The organism is Streptomyces sp. AMJ-169 (genome assembly GCF_055597585.1).
In genome coordinates this window covers 537,221-557,873 of the sequence record NZ_JBVLTJ010000005.1, presented here as the reverse complement: position 1 = coordinate 557,873, position 20,653 = coordinate 537,221, and the positions used below count along the sequence as shown (strand labels likewise).

The window sequence follows — 20,653 nt, the reverse complement described above, 5'->3', positions numbered from 1 at the left end:
GAGAGGCCCCATGTCAGAAGACGCCATAGCCGAAGAGGCCCAAGACCCTTACGACTACGACGTGTTGGTCGTCGGCTCCGGCTTCGGCGGCTCCGTCACCGCCCTGCGCCTCACCGAAAAGGGTTACCGCGTGGGCGTGTTGGAGGCCGGCCGGCGTTTCACCCGGGACACCCTCCCGCGCAACTCCTGGGATCTGCGCGGCTATCTGTGGGCGCCCCGCCTCGGTCTCTACGGCATCCAGCGCATCCATCTGCTGGGCAACGTCATGGTGCTGGCCGGCGCCGGGGTCGGCGGCGGCTCGCTCAACTACGCCAACACCCTTTACGTGCCCCCGAAGCCGTTCTTCGCCGACCCGCAGTGGAAGGGCATCACCGACTGGGAGGACGAGCTGCGGCCGTACTACGACCAGGCCCGGCGGATGCTCGGGGTGCGGCTCAACCCGACCATGACCCCCTCCGACGTCCACCTCAAGTCGGCGGCGGAGAAGATGGGCTTCGGCGACACCTTCCATCTCGCGCCCGTGGGCGTCTACTTCGGGGACGGCGACGACGCCGGCGGCACCGCCCCGAAGGCCCGCCCCGGCGAGGAGGTCGCCGATCCCTACTTCGGCGGGGCGGGGCCCGCGCGGCGGGCGTGCACCGAGTGCGGGGAGTGCATGACCGGCTGCCGGCACGGCGCGAAGAACACCCTCAACGAGAACTACCTGTACCTCGCGGAGCGGGCGGGCGCGGTGGTCCACCCGATGACGACGGCCGTGTCCGTCACCGACGACTCGCGCGGCGGGTACGCCGTCGCCACCCTGCCGACCGACCGCCGGCGCCGCACCGCAAAAGCGAAAGCCAAGGCCGACGACCGGACCGTGGGCCGCGTCTTCACCGCCCGCCGCGTCGTCCTCGCCGCCGGCACCTACGGCACCCAGACCCTCCTGCACCGCATGAAGGCGGGCGGCCAACTCCCGTACCTCTCCGACCGGTTGGGCGAACTCACCCGCACCAACTCCGAAGCCCTGGTCGGCGCCCAGACCGACGACCGGCGCTACCGCAAGGCGACCGGACACCCCAAGGCCGACTTCACCAGGGGCGTCGCGATCACCTCCTCCGTCCACCCCGACGCCGGCACCCACATCGAACCGGTCCGCTACGGCAAGGGCTCCAACGCGATGGGCGGCCTGTCCATCCTCCAAGTCCCGTACGCGCAGGGGTCGTCGAGGGTCGGCGGCTGGCTCGCCCACGCCGCCCGGCACCCGCTGCTCGTGCTGCGCTCGCTGTCCAACCGGCGCTGGTCGGAGAAGACCATCATCGGGCTCGTGATGCAGTCCCTGGACAACTCGCTGACGACGTACCTGAAGCAATCCGGCGTAGGGCGCGGCCTGTTGACGGCACGTCAGGGACACGGCGCCCCCAACCCCCAGCAGATCAGGGCCGCTTCGGAGGCGGCCACCGCGATCGCCGCCGACATCAACGGCTTCCCCGGCTCCAACATCGGTGAGCTGATGGGGACTCCGCTGACCGCGCACTTCCTCGGCGGCTGCCCGATCGGCGCCTCCCGCGAGAGCGGCGTCATCGACCCCTACCACCGGCTGTACGGCCACCCCGGCATCTCGGTCGTCGACGGCGCCGCCGTCTCGGCCAACCTCGGCGTCAACCCGTCCCTCACGATCACCGCACAGGCGGAGCGGGCGATGTCGTACTGGCCCAACAAGGGGGAGGCCGACCCGCGTCCGGCGCAGGGGGCGTCGTACGAGCGGCTGGCCGCCGTCGCGCCCAAGTCACCGGCCGTGCCCGCGGGGGCATTTGGGGCGCTGACGTTTCTCGGGGTGCCGCGGGTCCCCGCCAAGGATTGAAAGAAGAGGGACCTGCGCCCCCCTCCGAGTGCAGGTCCCTCCGGTGCCCGGGCCCTCGCGGGCCCGGGTGGTCTCAGCAGGCTCAGGCGTGCGAGCCGGCCGTCTTGCGGCGGCGGACGACGAACACCGCGCCCGCGCCCGCGACGACGGCCGCGCCGCCGGCCAGGCCGATCATCGGCAGCGCCGAGCTGGAGCCGGTCTCGGCGAGGCTGCCGGTGACCTCGACGTCGCTGACCTTCACCGGCTTGCTGCCGCCGGTCTGCGGCTTGGCGTCGTTCGGCTTGCCCTTGTCGGAGCCGGCCGGGAGGATCTCGAAGAAATAGACCCAGCCGTTCGGGTCGTCGGAGACCCAGCAGCTGTTGGCGTCCGAGTAGGTCGCGATACCGCCGGTGAGACCGATGGAGTGCGGGGTCTTGCCGCTGACGCTCAGGCGCAGCCGGTACGACGTCGACTGGCCGCCGTTCAGCGTGATCGCGGAGAGCGTCGCGCCGTCGCCGGACGCGTCCGCCAGGGTCTTCCAGGTGCCCGAGGACTTCTGGAAGATCTGGAGGGTGACGTTGCCCGACCGGTCGTCGAGGTTCTCGTCGAACGCGGCGATGCCCACCAGCGGCTTGATGTTCTTGATCGTCGCGTCGCCCTTGTTGGCGACCTTGAACGTGAAGTTCGTCCAGCCGCTGCCCGCGACGATCGTCTCCGGCAGCCCGGACAGGCCGCTCGTCAGGGACTCGCTGAGGTTGGCCTCGTCCTCCTCGCCCAGGGTCTCGCAGTAGTCGATCTCCGGGGCGGAGGGGGAGGCGCTCGGGGAGGTGGAGACCGAGGCGCTCGGGGAGGGCGAGGTGGAGGTCGAGGCGCTGGGCGAGGGGGAGTTCGACGGCTTCTCGCCGGAACCGGTGTCGCCGCTGCCCGAACCCGCGTCGCCGGAACCGGAGTTGTCACCGGAGCCGGAGTTGTCGCCCGTACCGGCCTCGCCAGAGCCGGAGTTGTCACCCGAGCCCGAGCCCGTCCCGGAGTTGCCGGCGGTGTCCGACCCGGAGTCGTCCGCCGGAGCCGACGGGGACGCGCTCGCCGACGGAGTCTCGTCGCCGTCCGCCGCGAACACGGCCGGCGCGGACAGCAGGGCGATCGGGGTGAGGGCGGCCGTCGCGGCGGCGACGGCTATGGCGCGGCGAAGCTTCATGGATAAAGACCTCAAGGAGTCAGGTCGCGTCACACCCGGCGGGTACGACTGCTGCTGGTGGGATTCCTGACGCGGTGGGGCGCGGCTGGTGTCCGTGGTACGCAGGGTTTGATCCACGAGGCACAGGAAAGGTTGCGGTGATCCTCACGCAATTCTTATGTGGTCTGCGTCACGTGTGCTTCGCGTGGAGATTCTGTGGACGCCGGCCGGCCCGAAAAGGCTCGGCGAAGAGGCTCGGGGAAAGGCGAAGGGCCCCGCGGGACGGAACCGCGGGGCCCTTCTTCGTCAGCACCGGCGGCAGGGCAGCGCCGGTGCTTCTCGGAAGCGGCGCCGGGGGGTTGCGCCGCTGTGGGGTGGTATGTGGGTCGGCCCACGCCAGCTGGTCCGGACCTCTGGCGGTCACCGGCCGGTGGCACGCGCCGCCGTGCACGACGACGCGCTGGTCCGGGTTGTGGGGGGTGCGGAGCTTGTAGGCATCGTGCTGGATGGCGGCGGCGTCCGCAACCGTTTGGCCCAGCCCTGATGCATTTTTGCATGTTCCGCCGGTCGGCCCCGGGCGTCCCCGAGGCCGGCCGTTCTCTGGGGTGACCGGGCTGCTGTCCCCTGCCGTCCGGTCACTGAGCCACGCGTGGTTCTTCCGGGCCCGCGCCTGGCTGGCACGGACATCGGTACCAACGAAGCAGCGGGGCACCGGTCACGCGCCGTACGGGTGAGGGAGGGCCCGAACTCAGTTACGACGCTCAGATCCGGCCCCGGCACAGTTCGAGCAGCGTCATCGCCAGCGTCGTACCCGGCTTGCCCAGGGCGTCGCTGTAGTGGGACAGGATCTCCATCTCGCGGGAGAGGTTCACGCGCCGGCCGCCAGAGGTGATGCGGGCCTCCTGGATCACGGCCGAGACGGCGGCCCGTTCCTGGATGAGGCCGATGATGCGGTCGTCGAGGGCGTCGATGCGGTCGCGGGCGCCGGTGATCACGTCGGCGGCGTCGGTGGTCTTCGCGCCGGTCACGTCGAGGGCGGTCATGAGGGCTCCAGTCGGTGAGCTGCGGCACACCGGTCCGCCGCGGCCCGGGAGAACGACAGGCGCCCCGGGCCTTGTCGGCCCGGGGCGCCTGGGAAGTCGCTTGTCAGCTCAAGCGGCACGACCATGGCAGCCGGCGGGCCGGGTGCCATAGGTAAAGGTCGTGGGCGTGAACATGGGCGCCAGTATGCCACGGCCCCCGCGCCCCTGACCGGGCCGCCCCTGCGCGGGCCCCGGTAGAATCGGCCGCACACACCCTCCCCACCGCCGGAAGGCCCCCGTGTCATCAGCGACCCCAGCCGCCCCCGACACCGTCCTGGTCGTCGACTTCGGTGCGCAGTACGCCCAGCTCATCGCCCGCAGAGTCCGTGAAGCCAGGGTCTACAGCGAGATCGTCCCCAGCACCATGCCGGCGGCCGAGATCCTCGCGAAGAACCCGGCGGCGATCATCCTCTCCGGTGGCCCGTCGTCCGTGTACGAGGAGGGCGCCCCGACGATCGACCGCGCGCTGTTCGAGGCCGGCGTCCCCGTCTTCGGCATGTGCTACGGCTTCCAGCTGATGGCCCAGGCCCTCGGCGGCACCGTCGACAACTCCGGCGCGCGCGAGTACGGCCGTACCGAGCTGCGCGTCTCGAAGCCGTCGTCCACCCTCTTCGAGGGCACCCCCGCCGAGCAGGCCGTGTGGATGTCGCACGGCGACGCCTGCTCGGCCGCGCCGGAGGGCTTCGCGGTCACCGCGTCCACCGACGTCGTCCCGGTCGCCGCCTTCGAGAACGACGAGAAGAAGCTGTACGGCGTCCAGTACCACCCGGAGGTCATGCACTCCACGCACGGCCAGCAGGTCCTGGAGCACTTCCTGTACCGGGGCGCGGGGCTGAAGCCCGACTGGACGACCGGGAACGTCATCGAGGAGCAGGTCGAGGCGATCCGCTCGCTCGTCGGCGACAAGCGGGCGATCTGCGGGCTCTCCGGCGGCGTCGACTCCGCGGTGGCCGCCGCCCTCGTCGCGCGCGCCATCGGCGATCAGCTGACCTGCGTGTACGTCGACCACGGGCTGATGCGCAAGGGCGAGACCGAGCAGGTCGAGAAGGACTTCGTGGCCGCGACCGGCGTCAAGCTCGTCGTCGTCGACGCCGAGGAGCGCTTCCTCGCCGCGCTCGCCGGGGTCTCGGACCCCGAGGAGAAGCGGAAGATCATCGGGCGGGAGTTCATCCGCGTCTTCGAGCAGGCGCAGGCCGAGATCATCGCGGACGCGGGTCCGGCCGTGGAGTTCCTGGTGCAGGGCACGCTGTACCCGGACGTCGTCGAGTCCGGCGGCGGCACCGGCACCGCGAACATCAAGTCGCACCACAACGTCGGCGGGCTCCCCGAGGACCTCGAATTCCGGCTCATCGAACCGCTGCGCAAGCTGTTCAAGGACGAAGTCCGCATGGTGGGCGCGGAGTTGGGGCTGCCCGAGGAGATCGTCCAGCGCCAGCCGTTCCCCGGCCCCGGCCTCGGCATCCGGATCGTCGGTGAAGTCACCAAGGAGCGGCTGGACTTGCTCCGGGAGGCGGACGCGATCGCGCGCGAGGAGCTGACGGCGGCGGGTCTCGACCGGGAGATCTGGCAGTGTCCGGTGGTGCTGCTGGCGGACGTCCGTTCGGTGGGGGTGCAGGGGGACGGGCGTACCTACGGGCATCCGATCGTGCTGCGGCCGGTGTCTTCCGAGGACGCCATGACGGCGGACTGGTCTCGGTTGCCGTATGAGGTGTTGGCGAAGATCTCGACGCGGATCACCAATGAGGTCGCGGACGTCAACAGGGTTGTGGTGGACGTGACTTCGAAGCCGCCGGGCACGATCGAGTGGGAGTAGCGGTCTGTGGAAGGGGCGGGGCGGCTTCGGCCGTTCCGCCCCTGCCCTTTTGCGGTGGGCGGCGGTAACTTTCCGGCTCTGTAAGCGAATCCGTGCTGGAGGACCGATGTCCGGGCCCACGCCACCCGCCCCCCTGCCCACCGACCGGCTGCGGTTCGCGATGCCGCCCCGGCACGAGTCGCCGCAGGCCGAACGCCGGCACCGCAAGGAACGCCTCGCGGGCGCGGTGCGCATCTTCGGGCGGCTGGGGTACGAGGACGGCGTCTCGGGCCATGTCACCGCGCGGGACCCGGAGTTCACGGACTGTTTCTGGGTGAACCCGTTCGGAATGCCGTTCCGGCACGTGACGGCGGGCGACTTGGTGCTCGCCAACGCCGACGGGCAGGTCGTCGAGGGTCAACACCACGTCAACCAGGCCGCGTTCACCGTCCACGCCCAGGTCCACGCGGCCCGCCCCGACGTCGTCGCCGTCGCCCACTGCCACTCCGTCCACGGCCGAGCCCTCGCCGCGCTGGGCGAACTGCTGGAGCCGATCACACAGGAGAGCTGCGCGTTCTACGAGGACCAGGCGCTGTACGACACGTACACCGGGGTCACCGTCGACGTCGAGGAGGGGCGGCGGATCGCGGCGGCGCTGGGCTCGCGCAAGGCGCTGGTGCTGCGCAACCACGGGGTGCTGACCGTGGGGGACTCCGTCGACGCCGCCGCCTGGTGGTTCGTCTCGCTGGAGCGGTCGAGCCAGGTGCAGTTGGCGGCGCGGGCGGCGGGGCGGCCGGTGCTCATCGAGCATCGGCAGGCGGTGGCCACGCGGGAGCAGTTGGGTGGGGATCTGGTGGCGTGGATCAGCTATCAGCCGATGTGGGAGGACATTGTGCGGCGGGAGCCGGATCTGTTGAACTGAGGGCTGGATTTGCCGGGTTGAGGGTCAGCTCTGCTGAACTGGGGCTCGGCTTTGTTGAACTGGGGCTAGGCTTTGCTGAATTGGGGCTTGGCTTTGCTGAATTGGCGGAGTGTCAGAAGTCCTGGAGGATCACCGACTTGGTCCTGCCGAACTCCTCGTCGGTGAGCACCCCGGTGCGGTGCAGCTCCCCCAACTCCCGCAACCGGCGCAGGAGTACGTCGTGATGATCGGGCGCCGGCGCCGGGCGCGACGCCGTCGTACTCAGCGGTCTCGACGGGTGCGGGACGCGTGCCGTGACGGCCGTCGCGATCAGTGCGGTGAGCAGGTCGCGGCGGGTGTTGCCCCAGAGGTCGAGGGTGTACGGGTCCTTCTCCGGCGGGAGTTTGGAGAAGACGGTGTCCCGGGTCACGAACCGCAGAAAACCGTCGTCGTAACCGGAGTTGGGCATCCACTCGACCTGTACGACGTCGGCGACGGCGATGATCCGCGGTCCCGTCGCCCGCTTCACCCGGTCCGAGGTGTCGGCCCAGTCGATGCGGATGCGGGTGCCGTCGAAGGAGACCGTGCCGTCGGAGGAGCGCACCGAGACCGGGACCGGCGGGCCGGGGAGGAGGTAGCCGGCCGTCGGGGACTTCGGGATCTGGTCCAGGAGAAGGGAGTTGCGGATCTCCTCGGCGAGGAACTCGGCGGTGCCGGAGCGGTCGACGTCCACCAACAGGCGGTAGGGGTCGGCGGGTTCGGGCAGCCGGCCGCCGGTCGCCTGGAGCAGCGGGTCCGCCCCCTCGCGCAGCCTGATCCGTAACCGGCCGCGCCTGCGCTCCGGTTCGTACACCACCCCCGACACCGCCTCCAGGGGGATCGCGACCTCGCCGTACGTCTGTCTGAACAGGGGGACGCTGCGGTGCAGTCCGGGGGTGATCCTGACCGTCGTGCCGTCGAAGGTCCAGGTGCCGTCGCGCTGGATGAGCTCGGACATGGGGGAATTGTCGCAGTGTGGGCGGGGCGGGGGGAGGGGGTTGGGGGAAGGGGGTCGGTGGGGGGCGGTGGAGGTGGGGTGCGGGGTTCGTGGGCGGGGGCGGCGCGGGTCCGGGCGGGGTTCGGACGAGGGTCCGGGCGGGGGTTTGAGTGAGGGGTCGGTGCGGGTCCGGGCGGGGGTCTGGGTGTGGGTCTCGGTCTGGGTGTGGGTCTGGGTGTGGGTCCGGCCGGGCGTCCGGGTAGGGCACAATTCGCCTTTGACGTACGGGAGTTACCAGGGTGGGGGCTTTCGTGTTCCGGGGCGCGGGAAGGTGGTCGTACGGGCGTGGCGGTGCAGGGTGTGCATGACGGGGGGTGTGTCTGCGGGGGGTGTCCGCGCGGGGCGCGGGAGGGGTATCGGCGGGCGGTGGGCGAGTTTCTGCGCAAGCGGGACGCCTTCGCGGCCGGGGAGGGGCTGCCGGCGGCGCTCGCCCACTCCGGGCCCGCTTCGCGGCAGTGGGTCTCCGAGGAGCTGACCCAGTCCGCCGCGCTGGTCGCCGAGCGGGGGCGGGCCGAGGGGGAGGCGTGGCTGGCGCGGCTGTGGGGGCGGACGGCCGCGGTGGTCTGGGCGGGGGTGCTCGCCCTGCTGCTCGGGCAGGCGCTCACCGCCGTCGGGGCGGGGTGGAGCGACGCCCGTACGGCCGGGCTGCTCGCCGCGGTCGCCGTCGCGGCGGCGCTGACCTCGGCGTCCTGGTTCCACCGGGCGCGCGGGGGTGTGCTCGCGCCGGTCATCGGCGAGGACAACCGGCTCTCCACGTCCCGGGTGGTGGCCGGGGTGTGGGTGCTGTTCGTGTCGTACGCCGTGCTGGTGCTCGTCGGTGAACTGGCCGCCGCGTCCGGGGGCCGGGAGCGGGACGCCCTGCTCGCCGGGCTCGAACTGCGGCGCGGGGTCGGGGTGTTGACCGTGCTCGCCGTGGTCTGCGCGATCGCCGTCGTGGTGCGGCGGGTGGTGGGGGTGCGGGTGCTCGGGCAGCGGTTGCAGAAGGTGCGGGCGTATCGGCCGCGGGCCGCCGATCTGCTGACCGACGACTCGGGGAAGGGGGCGTTCGCCGATATCCAGTACGTCGTCGTGAACGCGGTCTCCGTCGTCTTCGCCGGGGTCCGGCTGGGCCGGCGGCCCGATCAACTACCCGATCTGCCCTGGGGGTTGGCGGTTCTGGTGCTGGTGTCCGCCGCGACCTACTTCGCCGGGAAGTACGCCGAGGGCGGGCGGCCGGTGATCCTCTCCGTCGTGCGCTGCCGGGAGGCCGGTGATCTGGACGCGCCGATCCGGACCGGGGACGACATCGAGATCCGGGGCGCCGGATTCGTACCGCCCGGGGCACAGGGGGCGGACCGGCTGGCCCGGATGGTCGTACGGGTGGGGGCCGTGCATGTGCAGGTGCCGTTGGTGCCGGTCGCCGGGGGGTTCCGGAACCCGGCCGACGCGGTGCTGACGGTGCCGGTACCGGTGGAGGTGGAGCCGGGGCGGGTGGAGGTGCAGGTTGTCACTGCGGCGGGGGTGGAGAGCAATCGGTATGGGATCGAGGTGGTGGAGTGAGGGGTGGGGTGGGGTGGGGTTTGGGGGGTGAGGGGTGGGGTTTGGGGGTTGAGGGGTGGGGGTGCTGGGGAGCGGGGGGTGGGGCTCGGGGCTGAGAGGTGGCGTGGGGTGAGGAGGTTGGGTGAGCTGAGCTGAGCTGCTGGTGGGGTGAGGGGGTTGGGTGAGCTGAGCTGAGCTGTTGGTGTGGGGAGGGGGGTTGGGTGAGCTGAGCTGTTGGTATGGGGTTTGTGGGGTGGGGTGAGCTGGCGGCGTTGGTGTTGGCGTCGGTATCGGTGAGTCGAGGTCGAGGTCGGGCGGTGGGTGTCGGTTCGCCGGAGTTGAGTGGTGGACGTCGGTTTCCGGTCTCGGGCTTTCCGGCGCCCAGCGTCTTCCTGGCCTCGGCGCTTCCCTGGCCCCCGGTAGCCTCCCCGCCCCCGGCGCTTTCCTGACCCGGCTCCTTCCGGTCCCGGCGGAGTCTGTCTCTTCGCTGTCAGTGTGCGAGCACGGTGAGCGGGGGAGACCTCGCTTACGTATGGTCTGGTGAAGGGTTCACGGGGTGGTGGACGAGAGGCGGCGATCGACGATGGCCCACGGTATGCGGATGGACACACGCCCTTCCCCGGTCGGTGGTGGACATGGATGGCGGGAGACGGCGGCCCGGTACGCGCTGCTGCCGTTGCGGATCTTCCTCGGGGTCACCTTTATCTACGCGGGGCTGGACAAACTCACCGACAGCGCGTTCATGAAGGCCTCGGGGGCGGGGTCGGTCGGCGACACCATGCGTGCCGTCAGGGACTCCTCCGCGATCCCGGCGCTGGTGGATCTGGCGCTGAAGAGTCCGGTCGGGTTCGGGTACGCCATCGCCTTCGGTGAACTCGCCGTCGGCCTCGGGGTTCTGTTCGGCATCCTCACCCGGCTGGCCGCACTGGGCGGAATGCTGATCTCCCTGAGCCTGTGGCTGACCATCAGCTGGGCGGCGTCCCCCTACTACTACGGCAACGACCTCCCTTACATGATGGCCTGGATCCCCTTCGTCCTCGCCGGAGCACCGGTCCTCTCCGCCGACGCCCTGTGGCGCGGGCGGCGAAGGAGGGACGGGGAGTTCGGCTGAGGGCTCGCTTTGACTGAGGGCTTGTCCTGACGGGGGGCTTGTCTTGAGCGGGGGTTGCTGCGGCTGAGGGCTTGTCTTGAGTTGGAGTTGCTGAGGCTGAGGGCCTGTCTCGGCTGGAGGGCTCGCCTCTGCTGGGGGCGAGGGAACTCCGGCCGAGCTGAGGGGCTTCGGCTCGCGTGGGTTCGGCTGAACTGAGAGGGTTCCGTCCTCCGCCCCCGCCCTACTCCCGCGCCCCCGTCTCCCCCGCACCGATCACCCCCTTCCCCTTCCGGCGCCGGATCGCTCCCGCCGTCGCCCCCGCCGCGCCCCCTAGGACCAGCCCCAGCGCGGCCAGCGGGATGACGGTGAACCACTCGGCGTTCCACAAGCCCCCCACGTCGCCCGCGTAGAGGAAGCCCGCGAGGGTGAGGAAGAGGCCGAGAACCAGGCGGCCGGGGCGGAATTCATGGCGTAGCACGGGTCACCTCCGCTTGGCCGACGCCTACCTGGAGAGTGAGGGCCAGGGTGGCGGTGGGTGTGGTGCCTGCGGGCGGGGAGAGAGTCAGCCGGCGGTGTTTTCCGGGCTCCACGTCGACGTCCTTCTTCTTGTCACCGGGGAGCTGGACGTCGCCCAGACCCACGTCGATGCTGAGGTCGACCTTGGCCGTCGCCGGGACGATCACCTTCAGCTTGCCCACGGCGACCTCCGCAGAGACGGTCGTCGTGCCTTTGGCGAGGGGCAGGGCGGTGAGGTCCAGGGTGCCTCTGCCGGTGCCCAGGGTGTAGGAGGGGTGCAGCTCGGCGGCGGTGGTGGGGCGCCAGGTGGTGTCGGTCCAGTGCGTGCTGACGTTCTTCGGGACGGCCGTCGTCGCGGCGAGGAGAGCGGCCGTGATCAGGGCGAGCAGGACCGAGCCCGCTCCGGTGCGCCCGAGGAAGGAGCTGACGGCGATGCCCAGGCCCAGGACGACCAGGGCGGCGGCGAGACCGGCTTGCAGACTGCTGCCGAGGGGGTGGTCGTCCCAGGTCAGGCCGGTCGCCACGGCTGCCGCCGCGACGGCCAGGAGGAAGAGCCAGCCGCCCAGCCTGTGGGGGGCCGGCGGGCTCGGGGGGCGGGGGGCTGAGGGTGTGCGCCGCGGGGGGCTGTGGCCGGTGAGGTCGAGGGAGACGAAGGACGCGATGTCGGGGGTGCCGGCGTCGCCGGGGCCCCACAGATAGCCGGTGCCTCCGGTGTGGGTGCCGTCCTTGACGAGGGGGTCGCGCCACCAGGACTGGTAGGGGCCGGGCACGGGCGGTGCCTGGGCCTCGGGCGGGGCGTCCGGGGCTGCGGGGGCGGCAACGGGGTCGGGGCCGGCGGCGCGATGCTGCGACCAGTGACCGGCGCCGGCGAGGAGGAGGGCGAGGACGGCGCCGAAGGCGAGGATGCCGCCGTTGCCGAGGAGGCTGAGGAAGACTCCGCAGCCCACCAGGGCGAACAGCACCGCTGTGAGGGCCTGTCCGTCGATCCTGCCGGTCAGCAGTTTGCGGATCTCGTTCTCCCCGTCGTCCGCGTACGGCACGAACAGCCACGCGAAGCCGTAGAAGATGAGACCGATACCGCCCGTCGCCGAGAGGACGGCGAGCGTGATGCGGAAGATCACCGGGTCCATGTCGCACTGCCGCCCCAGCCCCGCGCACACGCCCGCGATCATTTTGTACTCGCGGTCGCGGCGGAAGCCGAGCGGGGACCCGGCGGGCCCGGCCGGTTTCGCGGACAGGCCGGGGGCCGCCGCCGGGTCCTCCGGCGCCGGGCCTGCCGCACGCTGCTGATCTGCCATGCGTCCATGGTGGCGGGCGAAACCGCCCGGCGGGACCCGGGAAGACCCTGGTCCGACCCTGATATCGGCCCCGAGACCGACCCGGGGTTGTGTTCGAGCCGTGACGCGCTGTGGATCAGGGGAGTCTCGGGGGTGAACCCTGATGTCCCGGGCGGCCGGGCCGTGTGACGATCGACGCATGCCCGAAGTCGCAGCAGCACTCGCCGAACCGAGGCCGCCGCGCAAGCTCTACCGCAGCAGTGACGGACGCTGGCTCGGCGGGGTGGCGCGGGGGCTCGCCGGACATCTCGGCCTGCCCGTCGTGTGGGTCCGCCTTGTGTTCGCGGGCCTGTTCATGGCGGACGGGCTCGGTGCCCTGCTCTACGCGGCGTTCTGGTTCTTCGTGCCGCTCGGGGTCGAAGGCGTCGGCGGCCGGCGCCCCCCGTCGCCCGCGGGTGTCGAGACGGGGGCCGACGGCCGCCGCAGGCTCGTCGCCCGCAGGCCGGACAAGGGGCAGATCCTCGCCCTGCTCGTCATGGTCGTCCTCGCCATGGTGTTCGTCGGCAGCGTCGACATAGGCAGTACGGCCCAGGCGTATCTGCTGCCCCTCGTCCTGGTCGGCGCGGGCGTCGCCCTCGTCTGGCGCCAGGCGGACAACGCCCGCCGGGCCCGCTGGGTCGAGGTCGGCCGCCGTCGGCGTACGGTGACGCTGCTGCGCACCGGCGGCGGTGTCCTGCTGGTCACCGCCGGGGTCTCCGGCGTCTTCGTCCTCCAGGGCTCCGTCGCCCACCTCGGCTCGGTCCTCCAGGCCGCCCTCGCCGTCCTCGTGGGGATCACTCTGCTCGCCGGCCCCTACCTCGTGCGGATGACGCAGGACCTCTCCGAGGAGCGTCTGATGCGTATCCGCGCCCAGGAGCGCGCCGAAGTCGCCGCCCATGTCCATGACTCGGTGCTGCACACGCTGACCCTGATCCAGCGCAACGCCGACAGCCCCGGCGAGGTGCGCCGCCTCGCCCGCGCCCAGGAGCGCGATCTGCGGACCTGGCTGTACAACCCGGGCGGCAGCGGCAAGGAGGAGGCCGACGAACCGGCCACGGTCGCGGAGGCCGTCCGCCAGTACGCCGCCGAGGTCGAGGACAAGCACGGGGTGCCCATAGAGGTGGTCGTCGTCGGCGACTGCGCGCTCGACGAGCGGACGGGGGCGCAGATGCAGGCCGCGAGGGAAGCCATGGTGAACGCCGCCAAGTACGGTGGCGAGGGAGGAGCCGTCCAGGTCTACGCGGAGGTCGAGGAAAGGACGGTCTTCGTGTCCGTCCGGGACCGCGGCCCCGGCTTCGACCTCGACTCGATACCCGCCGACCGCATGGGTGTCAGAGAATCGATCATCGGCCGTATGGAGCGCAACGGCGGTACGGCGCGGCTGCGGGCGGTGCCCGGCGGCGGGACGGAAGTCGAGCTGGAGATGGAGAGGGTGGAGAGGACGACATGACTGAGCCGATGGAGCCGGACGCGCTGCCGCAGGAGACGGCGGCCCTGGGCGACGGTGAACAGCAGCGGCGGGTGCGGGTGGTGCTCGTCGACGACCACCGCATGTTCCGTACGGGCGTGCAGGCCGAGATCGGGCGTACCGAGGAGACGGGGGTCGAGGTCGTCGGGGAGGCCGAGGACGTCGACCAGGCGGTCACCGTCATCACCGCGACCCGCCCCGAAGTGGTCCTCCTGGACGTGCATCTGCCCGGTGGCGGCGGCGCCGAGGTCCTGCGCCGCTGCGCCGATCTGGCGGCCGACCCCGAGCGGCCGGTGCGCTTCCTCGCGCTGTCCGTCTCGGACGCCGAGGAGGACGTCATCGGAGTGATCCGCGGCGGCGCGCGCGGCTATGTGACCAAGACGATCACGGGGAAGGACCTCGTGGCGTCCATCTTCCGGGTCCAGGACGGCGACGCGGTGTTCTCGCCGCGGCTCGCGGGCTTCGTCCTCGACGCCTTCTCCTCGACCGACGCCCCGCCGGTCGACGAGGACCTCGACCGCCTCACCCAGCGCGAGCGCGAGGTGCTGCGCCTCATCGCCCGCGGCTACTCCTACAAGGAGATCGCCAAGCAGCTCTTCATCTCCGTCAAGACGGTCGAGTCCCACGTCTCGGCGGTCCTGCGCAAGCTCCAGCTCTCCAACCGCCATGAGCTGACTCGCTGGGCGACGGCACGCCGGTTGGTGTGAGGGGCGGCTCCCGCGCAGGGGAGGGGGCGCTCCCGCGCCGAGGGAGGGGACGTTTCCGCGTCAGCGGAGGGGCGTTTCCGTGCCGGCGTCGGCTCACACCACCCGAGTCGCCCCCGCGAACGGCATCTGGTCGATGGGGGCCACCCGGACCGGGGCCGACGGGTTGGGGGCGTGGATCATCTGGCCGTTGCCGATGTAGAGGCCCACGTGGCTGATGCCGGAGTAGAAGAAGACCAGGTCCCCGGGACGGAGTTCGGAGCGGGAGACGCGTCGGCCGGCGTCGATCTGGGCGTAGGTCGTGCGGGGCAGGGAGACGCCGGCGGAGCGGTAGGCGGCCTGGATCAGGCCGGAGCAGTCGAAGGCGGAGGGACCGGTGGCGCCCCACACGTAGGGGCTGCCGAGCTTGGAGTAGGCGTACGAGATCGCCGCGGCAGCGAGGGAGTTGGGGGCTTCGGCGGCGGACCGGAGACCGGTGCGGGACGCCGTCCGTGAGGCGCGGGTCCCGCTCCCCGCACCCCCGCCGCCCGCTGTCTCCTCGCTCACCCGGGCGCGTTCCGCAGCCGTCAGCCGGGACAGCAGCTGCCGGGCCGTGGCCAGCTTCGAGGTGACCGTGCGCTGGTGTTCCCGCAGCTCCGCCTGCCGGGCGGTCAGCGAGGCGATCTCGACGCGGGCGGCGCCGCGCAGCCGCTCGACCTCGCCGAGGCGCTGCCGCACGAGCCGTACGGCCTCCGTCTGGCGGTCGCCGGCGCGCTCGGCGAGCGCGGCGTCCTCCAGGTACCGGTCGGGCGTGGCGGAGAGCGCGAGCTGTACGGACGGGTCGAGGCCGGCGCTGCGGTACTGGGCGGCGGCGATCGAACCCAGCGTGTCCCGCGCGGAGTTGAGGTCGGCCGTACGCCGGGCGGCCTCGTCGCGCAGGACCGTCAGCCGCTTCTCGGCGGTCCGCACCTGCTCGCGCGCGCCGTCGTACTGCTGGGTCGCCGTCTCGGCGTCCCGGTACAGCCGGTCCACCTCCGCCCTGACCTGGTCCGCCGTCGGCGCCGGGGCGGCCTGGCCGGTCCCGTCGAAGGCCGTCGCGCTCGCCGCGCCCGCGAGGGCGAGGGTCGCGGCGGTACGGACGGCGGGGCCGCCGAGCTGATGCCGGCGGGGTTTTCGGTGCGCTGCCACGTTGGACGTGCCTGTCCTTTCGTACGACCGCCTCGCGCGCCGCGGCGGCCCGTGGACCGGGGGAAGCGGGGCGGCGGGGGCGCGTCCGGCGGCGGTCCGCTCCGGGGAGAGACGGGCCGCCGCCGGACTTCCTCGGCGGTGGTGTCCGACTGCCGCCCCTTGGCCTGGGCGGCGGTGGGGAGCCGGGCACCTGGGGGAGGACGCTAGGCCTGTCGGTGACGACTCGGTAACGCGATGTGCGGAAGTGGCGTGAGTGGACTGCCCGGTGACCGTATGTGCGGACGAGTCCCTCTTTCGAAGACGACTTCGTGCGCTGCGTTGACCGAACCGGGGGTTCTGGTCCGTGAGGTGGGACAGAGTGCTACGGGCCGTACTCCTGGAGTCGTACGGGGCGCGTGTACCGGGTGGGGGCGGTGACAGACGCCCCATAGGGGGCTGATTAGGCTCCGCCTCATGGACGTACTCATCCATCTCTTCGTCGGCCTGCACATCATCGGGATCGCCGCGCTGCTCGGCGGTTTCCTCACCCAGATGAAGGCGATGGGCCAGGGCACCGCCCGCTTCGTGCCCGGGATGCTGCACGGCGCGGCGACGATGCTGGTCACCGGCGTGATCCTGGTGGGCCTCAACCAGGCCGACGACCACGCCGTCAACAACGTCAAGATCGGGCTCAAGCTGGCCCTGCTGATCGTGATCCTGGGGCTCGTCTACGTGAAACGGGACGACGAGACCGTCGAGAAGCCGCTCTTCGGCCTGGTCGGCGGGCTGACCGTCGCCAACATCTTCATCGCGGTGCTCTGGACGTGAGCCGCGCGTAGGGGCGCCTCACGGCTCCCTGGAGGGCCGCGACGGAGAGTCCGCGACCCGGGGCAGCCCAAGCGCCCTCCGCGCCCGCCAGAACCCCCCTGGAGCCGCTCTTCCGGGGAGCACCGGTCACCCCCGCAACCACCGGAGGTGACACGTGTCGTCGTCGGGCGTCCCGGTTCCCTCAGGACGGGCGGACGACGCTGTGGATCTCCGCCTTGCCGGCGAAGTCGATGGACTCCTCGCGGATGAGGGCGCCGGGGTGCGGGGCGTGGATCATCAGGCTGTCGCCGATGTAGAGGCCCACGTGGGTGATGTCGTCGTGGAAGAAGACCAGGTCACCCGGGCGGGCGTCGGGGAGGCGGATCGGGGTGCCCGCGGTGACCTGGGCGAAGGTCGTGCGGGGGAGGGAGACTCCGGCGGACGCCCAGGCCGCGCGGGTGAGGCCGGGGCTGTCGTACGAACCGGGGCCCGAGGCGCCCAGGACGACCGGCTTGCCCAGTTGCGCGCGGGCGAAGGCCAGGGCCATCTCCGCCTTCGCGGTGATCTCCGCCTTGGCCGTGACCGCGTCCGCGTTCTGCTGCTGGGGGGCCGCCTTCTGCATGCCGGCCGTGCGGAACGACAACAGGGCCTGCGCCTTGCTGAGCTTCCCCTGGACCGTCACCTTCGCGTTCTTGAGATCGCTCTCGGGGTCGGCGGCGGGTTCCTCCGCGCGCGCGGGTGTGCCGGTCCGCACGGGATCGTCCACGCGCGCGGGCGCCTCCAGATGCGCGGGTTCCTCCGCGCGCGCGGAGGCCTCGCCCCCCGGCGACTCCCCGAAGCCCCCCGCCGACTTCCCCAAACCCTCCGGCGGCTCCCTGAAGCCCTCCGACGGCGCCCCAGAGTCCCCCGCCGCCTCCCCGAAGTCCTCGCCCCCAATGCTCGGCGGATGCGTCGGCCGGGGCGGGAGGAGCGGTTCCGGAGGGGTGCCGTAGCGCGTCGCCGTGTCGAGGAACGTCTTGGCGCGCTTGGTCTCCTTCTCCTTGGCCGCGGTGTCCTTCTTGGTGCCCGTCTGGCTGTAGAAGGCGTCGAGCTTCTTCTCGATGTCCTCCAGGGTGGGTCTGCCGTCCGTGGCGGGGGCCGCTTCGGCCGTCTGGGAGAGCAGGGCCACCGAGGTGAGGGCCGCGGTGGCGAGTGCGGGCGTGCGTATGCCGGACGCAACGCTGCCCGTCCAGCGGGGCTTGCGGTGCTGCGACGCCAAGGAGGCGACTCCTTCCGTACTACCGCCTACCGGGTCAGCTGTCGGGTTCGGGCGCGGTCGTGCCCGCGGAAGGTTGCCCTACGGCCGTCTCCTGGTCGGGATCCGGCCGATTCACCCCAAGGTCTCGGTGGGTCCCCGGCTCCGGCTGCCTCGCGCACGGGGGCGGGCCGGACTCGGCGGAGGCCGCGCGGCCCGGCGACGTTCGCCGGTGGGGGACAGTGCGGCCTGAGCGGCACGGTAGCCAACTCGTGTGGCTTCTGTGAAGGTTGATGGCCGATATGCCCGATACGTTTTTGTGACGTCAAGGGAAGACGCGCTGGAGAGGGTGCCGGTTCCGGTCCTCCTGGAGTCGGTTTCGCGCCTCACCGGAGGCTGTCCCGCCCCTGTCGTACGCAGATCGTTTCCGGGATCGGGACCGGTTGTCAGTGGGGCCGCCTAGACTCGGAGAGCGATGAGCAGCCTCTTTGACGACAGCTTCCTGGCGGACCTCCAGGCCCCGCGCGGGCACGGCGAGGAACCCCCGCCCCCGCCCGAGGACGAGCACGCGCCGGAGCCGATTCCGGACGACCTGTTCGGCGGGAAATTCGACGCGCCGCCGGACCGGGACGCCTACTACCGCGACGGCGCCCCGCGCCCGGTGCTGGACGCGGCGGCGCTGGTGGACGGGCTGAACGAGAACCAGCGCGAGGCGGTCGTCCACGCCGGCTCGCCCCTGCTCATCGTCGCCGGCGCAGGGTCCGGCAAGACCCGTGTGCTCACGCACCGCATCGCCTACCTGCTCGCCGAGCGCAACGTGCACCCGGGCCAGATCCTCGCGATCACGTTCACGAACAAGGCCGCCGGCGAGATGAAGGAGCGCGTCGAGCAGCTCGTGGGCCCGCGCGCGAACGCGATGTGGGTCATGACGTTCCACAGCGCGTGCGTGCGCATCCTGCGCCGCGAGTCCAAGAAGCTCGGCTTCACGTCGTCGTTCTCGATCTACGACGCGGCCGACTCCAAGCGCCTGATGGCCCTGGTCTGCCGCGACCTGGACCTCGACCCCAAGCGCTTCCCGCCCAAGTCCTTCAGCGCCAAGATCAGCAACCTCAAGAACGAGCTGATCGACGAGGACGACTTCGCGGGCCAGGCCGCCGACAGCTTCGAGAAGACCCTCGCGCAGGCCTACGCGCTGTACCAGTCCCGGCTGCGCGAGGCCAACGCGCTGGACTTCGACGACCTGATCATGACGACGGTCAACCTCCTGCGCGCCTTCCCCGACGTCGCCGAGCACTACCGCCGCCGCTTCCGGCACGTCCTGGTCGACGAGTACCAGGACACCAACCACGCCCAGTACGCGCTCGTACGGGAACTCGTCGGCGGCGCCGACCGTTCACCGGACACGCCGCCCAGCGAGTACGACCTGCCGCCCGCCGAACTCTGCGTGGTGGGCGACGCCGACCAGTCCATCTACGCCTTCCGGGGCGCGACGATCCGCAACATCCTCCAGTTCGAGGAGGACTACGCGGACGCGACGACGATCCTGCTGGAGCAGAACTACCGCTCCACGCAGACGATCCTGACCGCCGCCAACGCGGTCATCGAGCGCAACGAGTCCCGCAGGCCCAAGAACCTGTGGACCAACGCGGGCGCCGGCGCCCGCATCACGGGCTACGTCGCCGACACGGAGCACGACGAGGCGCAGTTCGTCGCCGAGGAGATAGACCGCCTCACCGACGCGGGCGACGCCAAGTCCGGTGACGTGGCGGTCTTCTACCGCACCAACGCCCAGTCCCGTGTCTTCGAAGAGGTCTTCATCCGCGTCGGCCTGCCCTACAAGGTCGTCGGCGGCGTCCGCTTCTACGAGCGCAAGGAGGTCCGGGACGTCCTCGCCTACCTCAGGGTGCTCGCCAACCCCGAGGACACCGTCCCGCTGCGCCGCATCCTCAACGTCCCCAAGCGCGGCATCGGCGAGCGCGCCGAGGCCATGATCGACGCCCTCTCCCAGCGCGAGAAGATCAGCTTCCCGCAGGCCCTGCGCCGCGTCGACGAGGCGTACGGCATGGCCGCGCGCTCCGCCAACGCGGTCAAGAAGTTCAACACGCTGATGGAGGACCTCCGTACGGTCGTCGAGTCCGGCGCGAGCCCGGCGACGGTCCTGGAGGCCGTCCTCGAACGCACCGGCTACCTCGCCGAGTTGCAGAGCTCCACCGACCCCCAGGACGAGACCCGGATCGAGAACCTCCAGGAACTCGCCGCCGTGGCCCTGGAGTTCGAGCAGGAGAACGAGCAGGGGGAGCAGCCCTCCCTGGCCGACTTCCTGGAGCGCGTCGCCCTGGTCGCCGACTCCGACCAGATCCCCGACGAGGGCGAGGACGGCTCCGGCGTCATCACGCTGATGACCCTCCACACCGCCAAGGGCCTGGAGTTCCCGGTCGTCTTCCTCACCGGCATGGAGGACGGCGTCTTCCCGCACATGCGGGCTCTCGGCCAGGTCAAGGAGCTGGAGGAGGAGCGCCGCCTCGCCTACGTCGGGATCACCCGCGCGCGCGAGCGGCTCTACCTCACCCGCTCCACGCTGCGCAGCGCCTGGGGCCAGCCGTCGTACAACCCGCCCTCCCGCTTCCTGGAGGAGATCCCGGCGGTCCACGTCGACTGGAAGCGCACGGGCGCGCCCGCCGCGCCTCCCGTGTCCGGCGGCGGTACGTCCGGCGTCACCTCGTCGTTCTCGACCCGTTCCCGCTCCTCCGCGAAGGGCGCCTCCGGGTTCGCCACCAGCCGGGCCGACGACAAGCCCGCGGTCGCGCTGGCCGTCGGGGACCGCGTCACCCACGACCAGTTCGGGCTCGGCACGGTCGTCGGCGTCGCCGGCTCCGGCGCGAAGTCCGAGGCGACGATCGACTTCGGCGAGGGCAAGCCGAAGCGGCTGCTGCTGCGGTACGCGCCGGTCGAGAAGCTCTGACGCGACGGACCCGACGGCCGACGACCCGACGCCCCGGCGACCTGACGGGTGCACGGGCGCACGGGCGCACGGGAAAGGCCCC

At 71.6% G+C, this 20,653-nt stretch carries 16 protein-coding genes and 1 riboswitch; of the genes, 9 read left to right on the top strand and 7 right to left on the bottom strand.

Features of this window, described 5'->3' with window-relative positions:
* Positions 1-10: 10 nt before the first annotated feature.
* Positions 11-1,843, top strand: coding sequence for a GMC oxidoreductase (locus ACYUD3_RS15775; RefSeq protein WP_470969620.1), 1,833 nt, complete (start codon positions 11-13; stop codon positions 1,841-1,843).
* An 82-nt stretch (positions 1,844-1,925) separates the two neighbouring features.
* On the opposite strand, the gene ACYUD3_RS15770 is transcribed toward ACYUD3_RS15775, so the two are convergent.
* Both ACYUD3_RS15770 and ACYUD3_RS15765 read right to left on the bottom strand, forming a co-directional pair.
* Positions 1,926-3,020 (bottom strand): LAETG motif-containing sortase-dependent surface protein, encoded by a 1,095-nt coding sequence (locus ACYUD3_RS15770; RefSeq protein ID WP_470969617.1) that lies wholly within the window; start codon positions 3,018-3,020, stop codon positions 1,926-1,928.
* A 740-nt stretch (positions 3,021-3,760) separates the two neighbouring features.
* The gene (locus ACYUD3_RS15765; protein ID WP_470969616.1) at positions 3,761-4,042 is read right to left on the bottom strand and encodes a chorismate mutase; all 282 of its coding nucleotides are present in this window, start codon (positions 4,040-4,042) and stop codon (positions 3,761-3,763) included.
* A gap of 277 nt (positions 4,043-4,319) precedes the next feature.
* On the opposite strand from ACYUD3_RS15765, the gene guaA reads away from it, so the two are divergent.
* Together guaA and ACYUD3_RS15755 are read left to right on the top strand one after the other, a co-directional pair.
* Positions 4,320-5,894, top strand: coding sequence for a glutamine-hydrolyzing GMP synthase (gene guaA / locus ACYUD3_RS15760; RefSeq protein ID WP_470969613.1), 1,575 nt, complete (start codon positions 4,320-4,322; stop codon positions 5,892-5,894).
* 106 nt (positions 5,895-6,000) lie between these two features.
* Positions 6,001-6,795: a class II aldolase/adducin family protein gene (locus tag ACYUD3_RS15755; RefSeq protein ID WP_470969611.1), complete on the top strand. Its 795-nt coding sequence runs from the start codon at positions 6,001-6,003 to the stop codon at positions 6,793-6,795.
* A gap of 112 nt (positions 6,796-6,907) precedes the next feature.
* Here the strand turns inward: ACYUD3_RS15755 and ACYUD3_RS15750 are convergent, their stop codons facing one another.
* A complete protein-coding gene (locus ACYUD3_RS15750) occupies positions 6,908-7,771 on the bottom strand; it encodes a DUF4429 domain-containing protein (protein ID WP_470969609.1) in 864 nt (287 codons plus the stop codon).
* Positions 7,772-8,095: 324 nt separating this feature from the next.
* Here ACYUD3_RS15750 and ACYUD3_RS15745 point away from each other — a divergent pair, with 324 nt between their 5' ends.
* Both ACYUD3_RS15745 and ACYUD3_RS15740 read left to right on the top strand, forming a co-directional pair.
* The gene (locus ACYUD3_RS15745; protein ID WP_470969605.1) at positions 8,096-9,349 is read left to right on the top strand and encodes a hypothetical protein; all 1,254 of its coding nucleotides are present in this window, start codon (positions 8,096-8,098) and stop codon (positions 9,347-9,349) included.
* Between the two features lie 562 nt (positions 9,350-9,911).
* Positions 9,912-10,439 carry a DoxX family protein gene (locus tag ACYUD3_RS15740; protein ID WP_470969603.1) on the top strand — a complete coding sequence of 176 codons (528 nt, stop codon included), beginning with the start codon at positions 9,912-9,914 and terminating at the stop codon, positions 10,437-10,439.
* A 220-nt stretch (positions 10,440-10,659) separates the two neighbouring features.
* On the opposite strand, the gene ACYUD3_RS15735 is transcribed toward ACYUD3_RS15740, so the two are convergent.
* Both ACYUD3_RS15735 and ACYUD3_RS15730 read right to left on the bottom strand, forming a co-directional pair.
* Entirely contained in the window at positions 10,660-10,896 is a 237-nt protein-coding gene (locus ACYUD3_RS15735; protein WP_470969602.1) for a hypothetical protein, read from the bottom strand.
* On the bottom strand, positions 10,883-12,232 hold the full coding sequence (locus ACYUD3_RS15730; protein WP_470969600.1) for a PspC domain-containing protein: 1,350 nt from the start codon (positions 12,230-12,232) through the stop codon (positions 10,883-10,885). Before ACYUD3_RS15730 ends, ACYUD3_RS15735 begins: the two co-directional genes overlap by 14 nt.
* Before the next feature lie 178 nt (positions 12,233-12,410).
* Here ACYUD3_RS15730 and ACYUD3_RS15725 point away from each other — a divergent pair, with 178 nt between their 5' ends.
* Positions 12,411-13,700, top strand: a complete 1,290-nt coding sequence (locus ACYUD3_RS15725) for an ATP-binding protein (protein WP_470969598.1) — start codon at positions 12,411-12,413, stop codon at positions 13,698-13,700.
* 8 nt (positions 13,701-13,708) lie between these two features.
* Positions 13,709-14,425, top strand: a complete 717-nt coding sequence (locus ACYUD3_RS15720; RefSeq protein WP_470969828.1) for a LuxR C-terminal-related transcriptional regulator — start codon at positions 13,709-13,711, stop codon at positions 14,423-14,425.
* 93 nt (positions 14,426-14,518) lie between these two features.
* Here the strand turns inward: ACYUD3_RS15720 and ACYUD3_RS15715 are convergent, their stop codons facing one another.
* Entirely contained in the window at positions 14,519-15,589 is a 1,071-nt protein-coding gene (locus ACYUD3_RS15715; RefSeq protein WP_470969595.1) for a C40 family peptidase, read from the bottom strand.
* A 453-nt stretch (positions 15,590-16,042) separates the two neighbouring features.
* Here ACYUD3_RS15715 and ACYUD3_RS15710 point away from each other — a divergent pair, with 453 nt between their 5' ends.
* Complete coding sequence (locus ACYUD3_RS15710) at positions 16,043-16,396, top strand: hypothetical protein (RefSeq protein WP_470969594.1); 354 nt, start codon at positions 16,043-16,045, stop codon at positions 16,394-16,396.
* A 181-nt stretch (positions 16,397-16,577) separates the two neighbouring features.
* On the opposite strand, the gene ACYUD3_RS15705 is transcribed toward ACYUD3_RS15710, so the two are convergent.
* Entirely contained in the window at positions 16,578-17,633 is a 1,056-nt protein-coding gene (locus ACYUD3_RS15705; protein WP_470969591.1) for a C40 family peptidase, read from the bottom strand.
* A 7-nt stretch (positions 17,634-17,640) separates the two neighbouring features.
* Positions 17,641-17,790, bottom strand: a riboswitch (cyclic di-AMP (ydaO/yuaA leader).
* Between the two features lie 294 nt (positions 17,791-18,084).
* Here ACYUD3_RS15705 and pcrA point away from each other — a divergent pair.
* Positions 18,085-20,571 carry a DNA helicase PcrA gene (pcrA, locus tag ACYUD3_RS15700; RefSeq protein WP_470969589.1) on the top strand — a complete coding sequence of 829 codons (2,487 nt, stop codon included), beginning with the start codon at positions 18,085-18,087 and terminating at the stop codon, positions 20,569-20,571.
* The last annotated feature ends 82 nt before the right edge of the window (positions 20,572-20,653 follow it).

Excerpts from the sequence above, each read along its gene's own strand:
- ACYUD3_RS15765 (WP_470969616.1), bottom strand. The coding sequence starts at position 4,042 with ATGACCGCCCTCGACGTGACCGGCGCGAAGACCACCGACGCCGCCGAC.
- ACYUD3_RS15755 (WP_470969611.1), top strand. The coding sequence starts at position 6,001 with ATGTCCGGGCCCACGCCACCCGCCCCCCTGCCCACCGACCGGCTGCGG.
- ACYUD3_RS15770 (WP_470969617.1), bottom strand. The coding sequence starts at position 3,020 with ATGAAGCTTCGCCGCGCCATAGCCGTCGCCGCCGCGACGGCCGCCCTC.
- ACYUD3_RS15725 (WP_470969598.1), top strand. The coding sequence starts at position 12,411 with ATGCCCGAAGTCGCAGCAGCACTCGCCGAACCGAGGCCGCCGCGCAAG.
- ACYUD3_RS15750 (WP_470969609.1), bottom strand. The coding sequence starts at position 7,771 with ATGTCCGAGCTCATCCAGCGCGACGGCACCTGGACCTTCGACGGCACG.
- pcrA (WP_470969589.1), top strand. The coding sequence starts at position 18,085 with ATGAGCAGCCTCTTTGACGACAGCTTCCTGGCGGACCTCCAGGCCCCG.
- ACYUD3_RS15740 (WP_470969603.1), top strand. The coding sequence starts at position 9,912 with ATGGCCCACGGTATGCGGATGGACACACGCCCTTCCCCGGTCGGTGGT.
- ACYUD3_RS15730 (WP_470969600.1), bottom strand. The coding sequence starts at position 12,232 with ATGGCAGATCAGCAGCGTGCGGCAGGCCCGGCGCCGGAGGACCCGGCG.
- ACYUD3_RS15710 (WP_470969594.1), top strand. The coding sequence starts at position 16,043 with ATGGACGTACTCATCCATCTCTTCGTCGGCCTGCACATCATCGGGATC.
- ACYUD3_RS15775 (WP_470969620.1), top strand. The coding sequence starts at position 11 with ATGTCAGAAGACGCCATAGCCGAAGAGGCCCAAGACCCTTACGACTAC.
- ACYUD3_RS15720 (WP_470969828.1), top strand. The coding sequence starts at position 13,709 with ATGGAGCCGGACGCGCTGCCGCAGGAGACGGCGGCCCTGGGCGACGGT.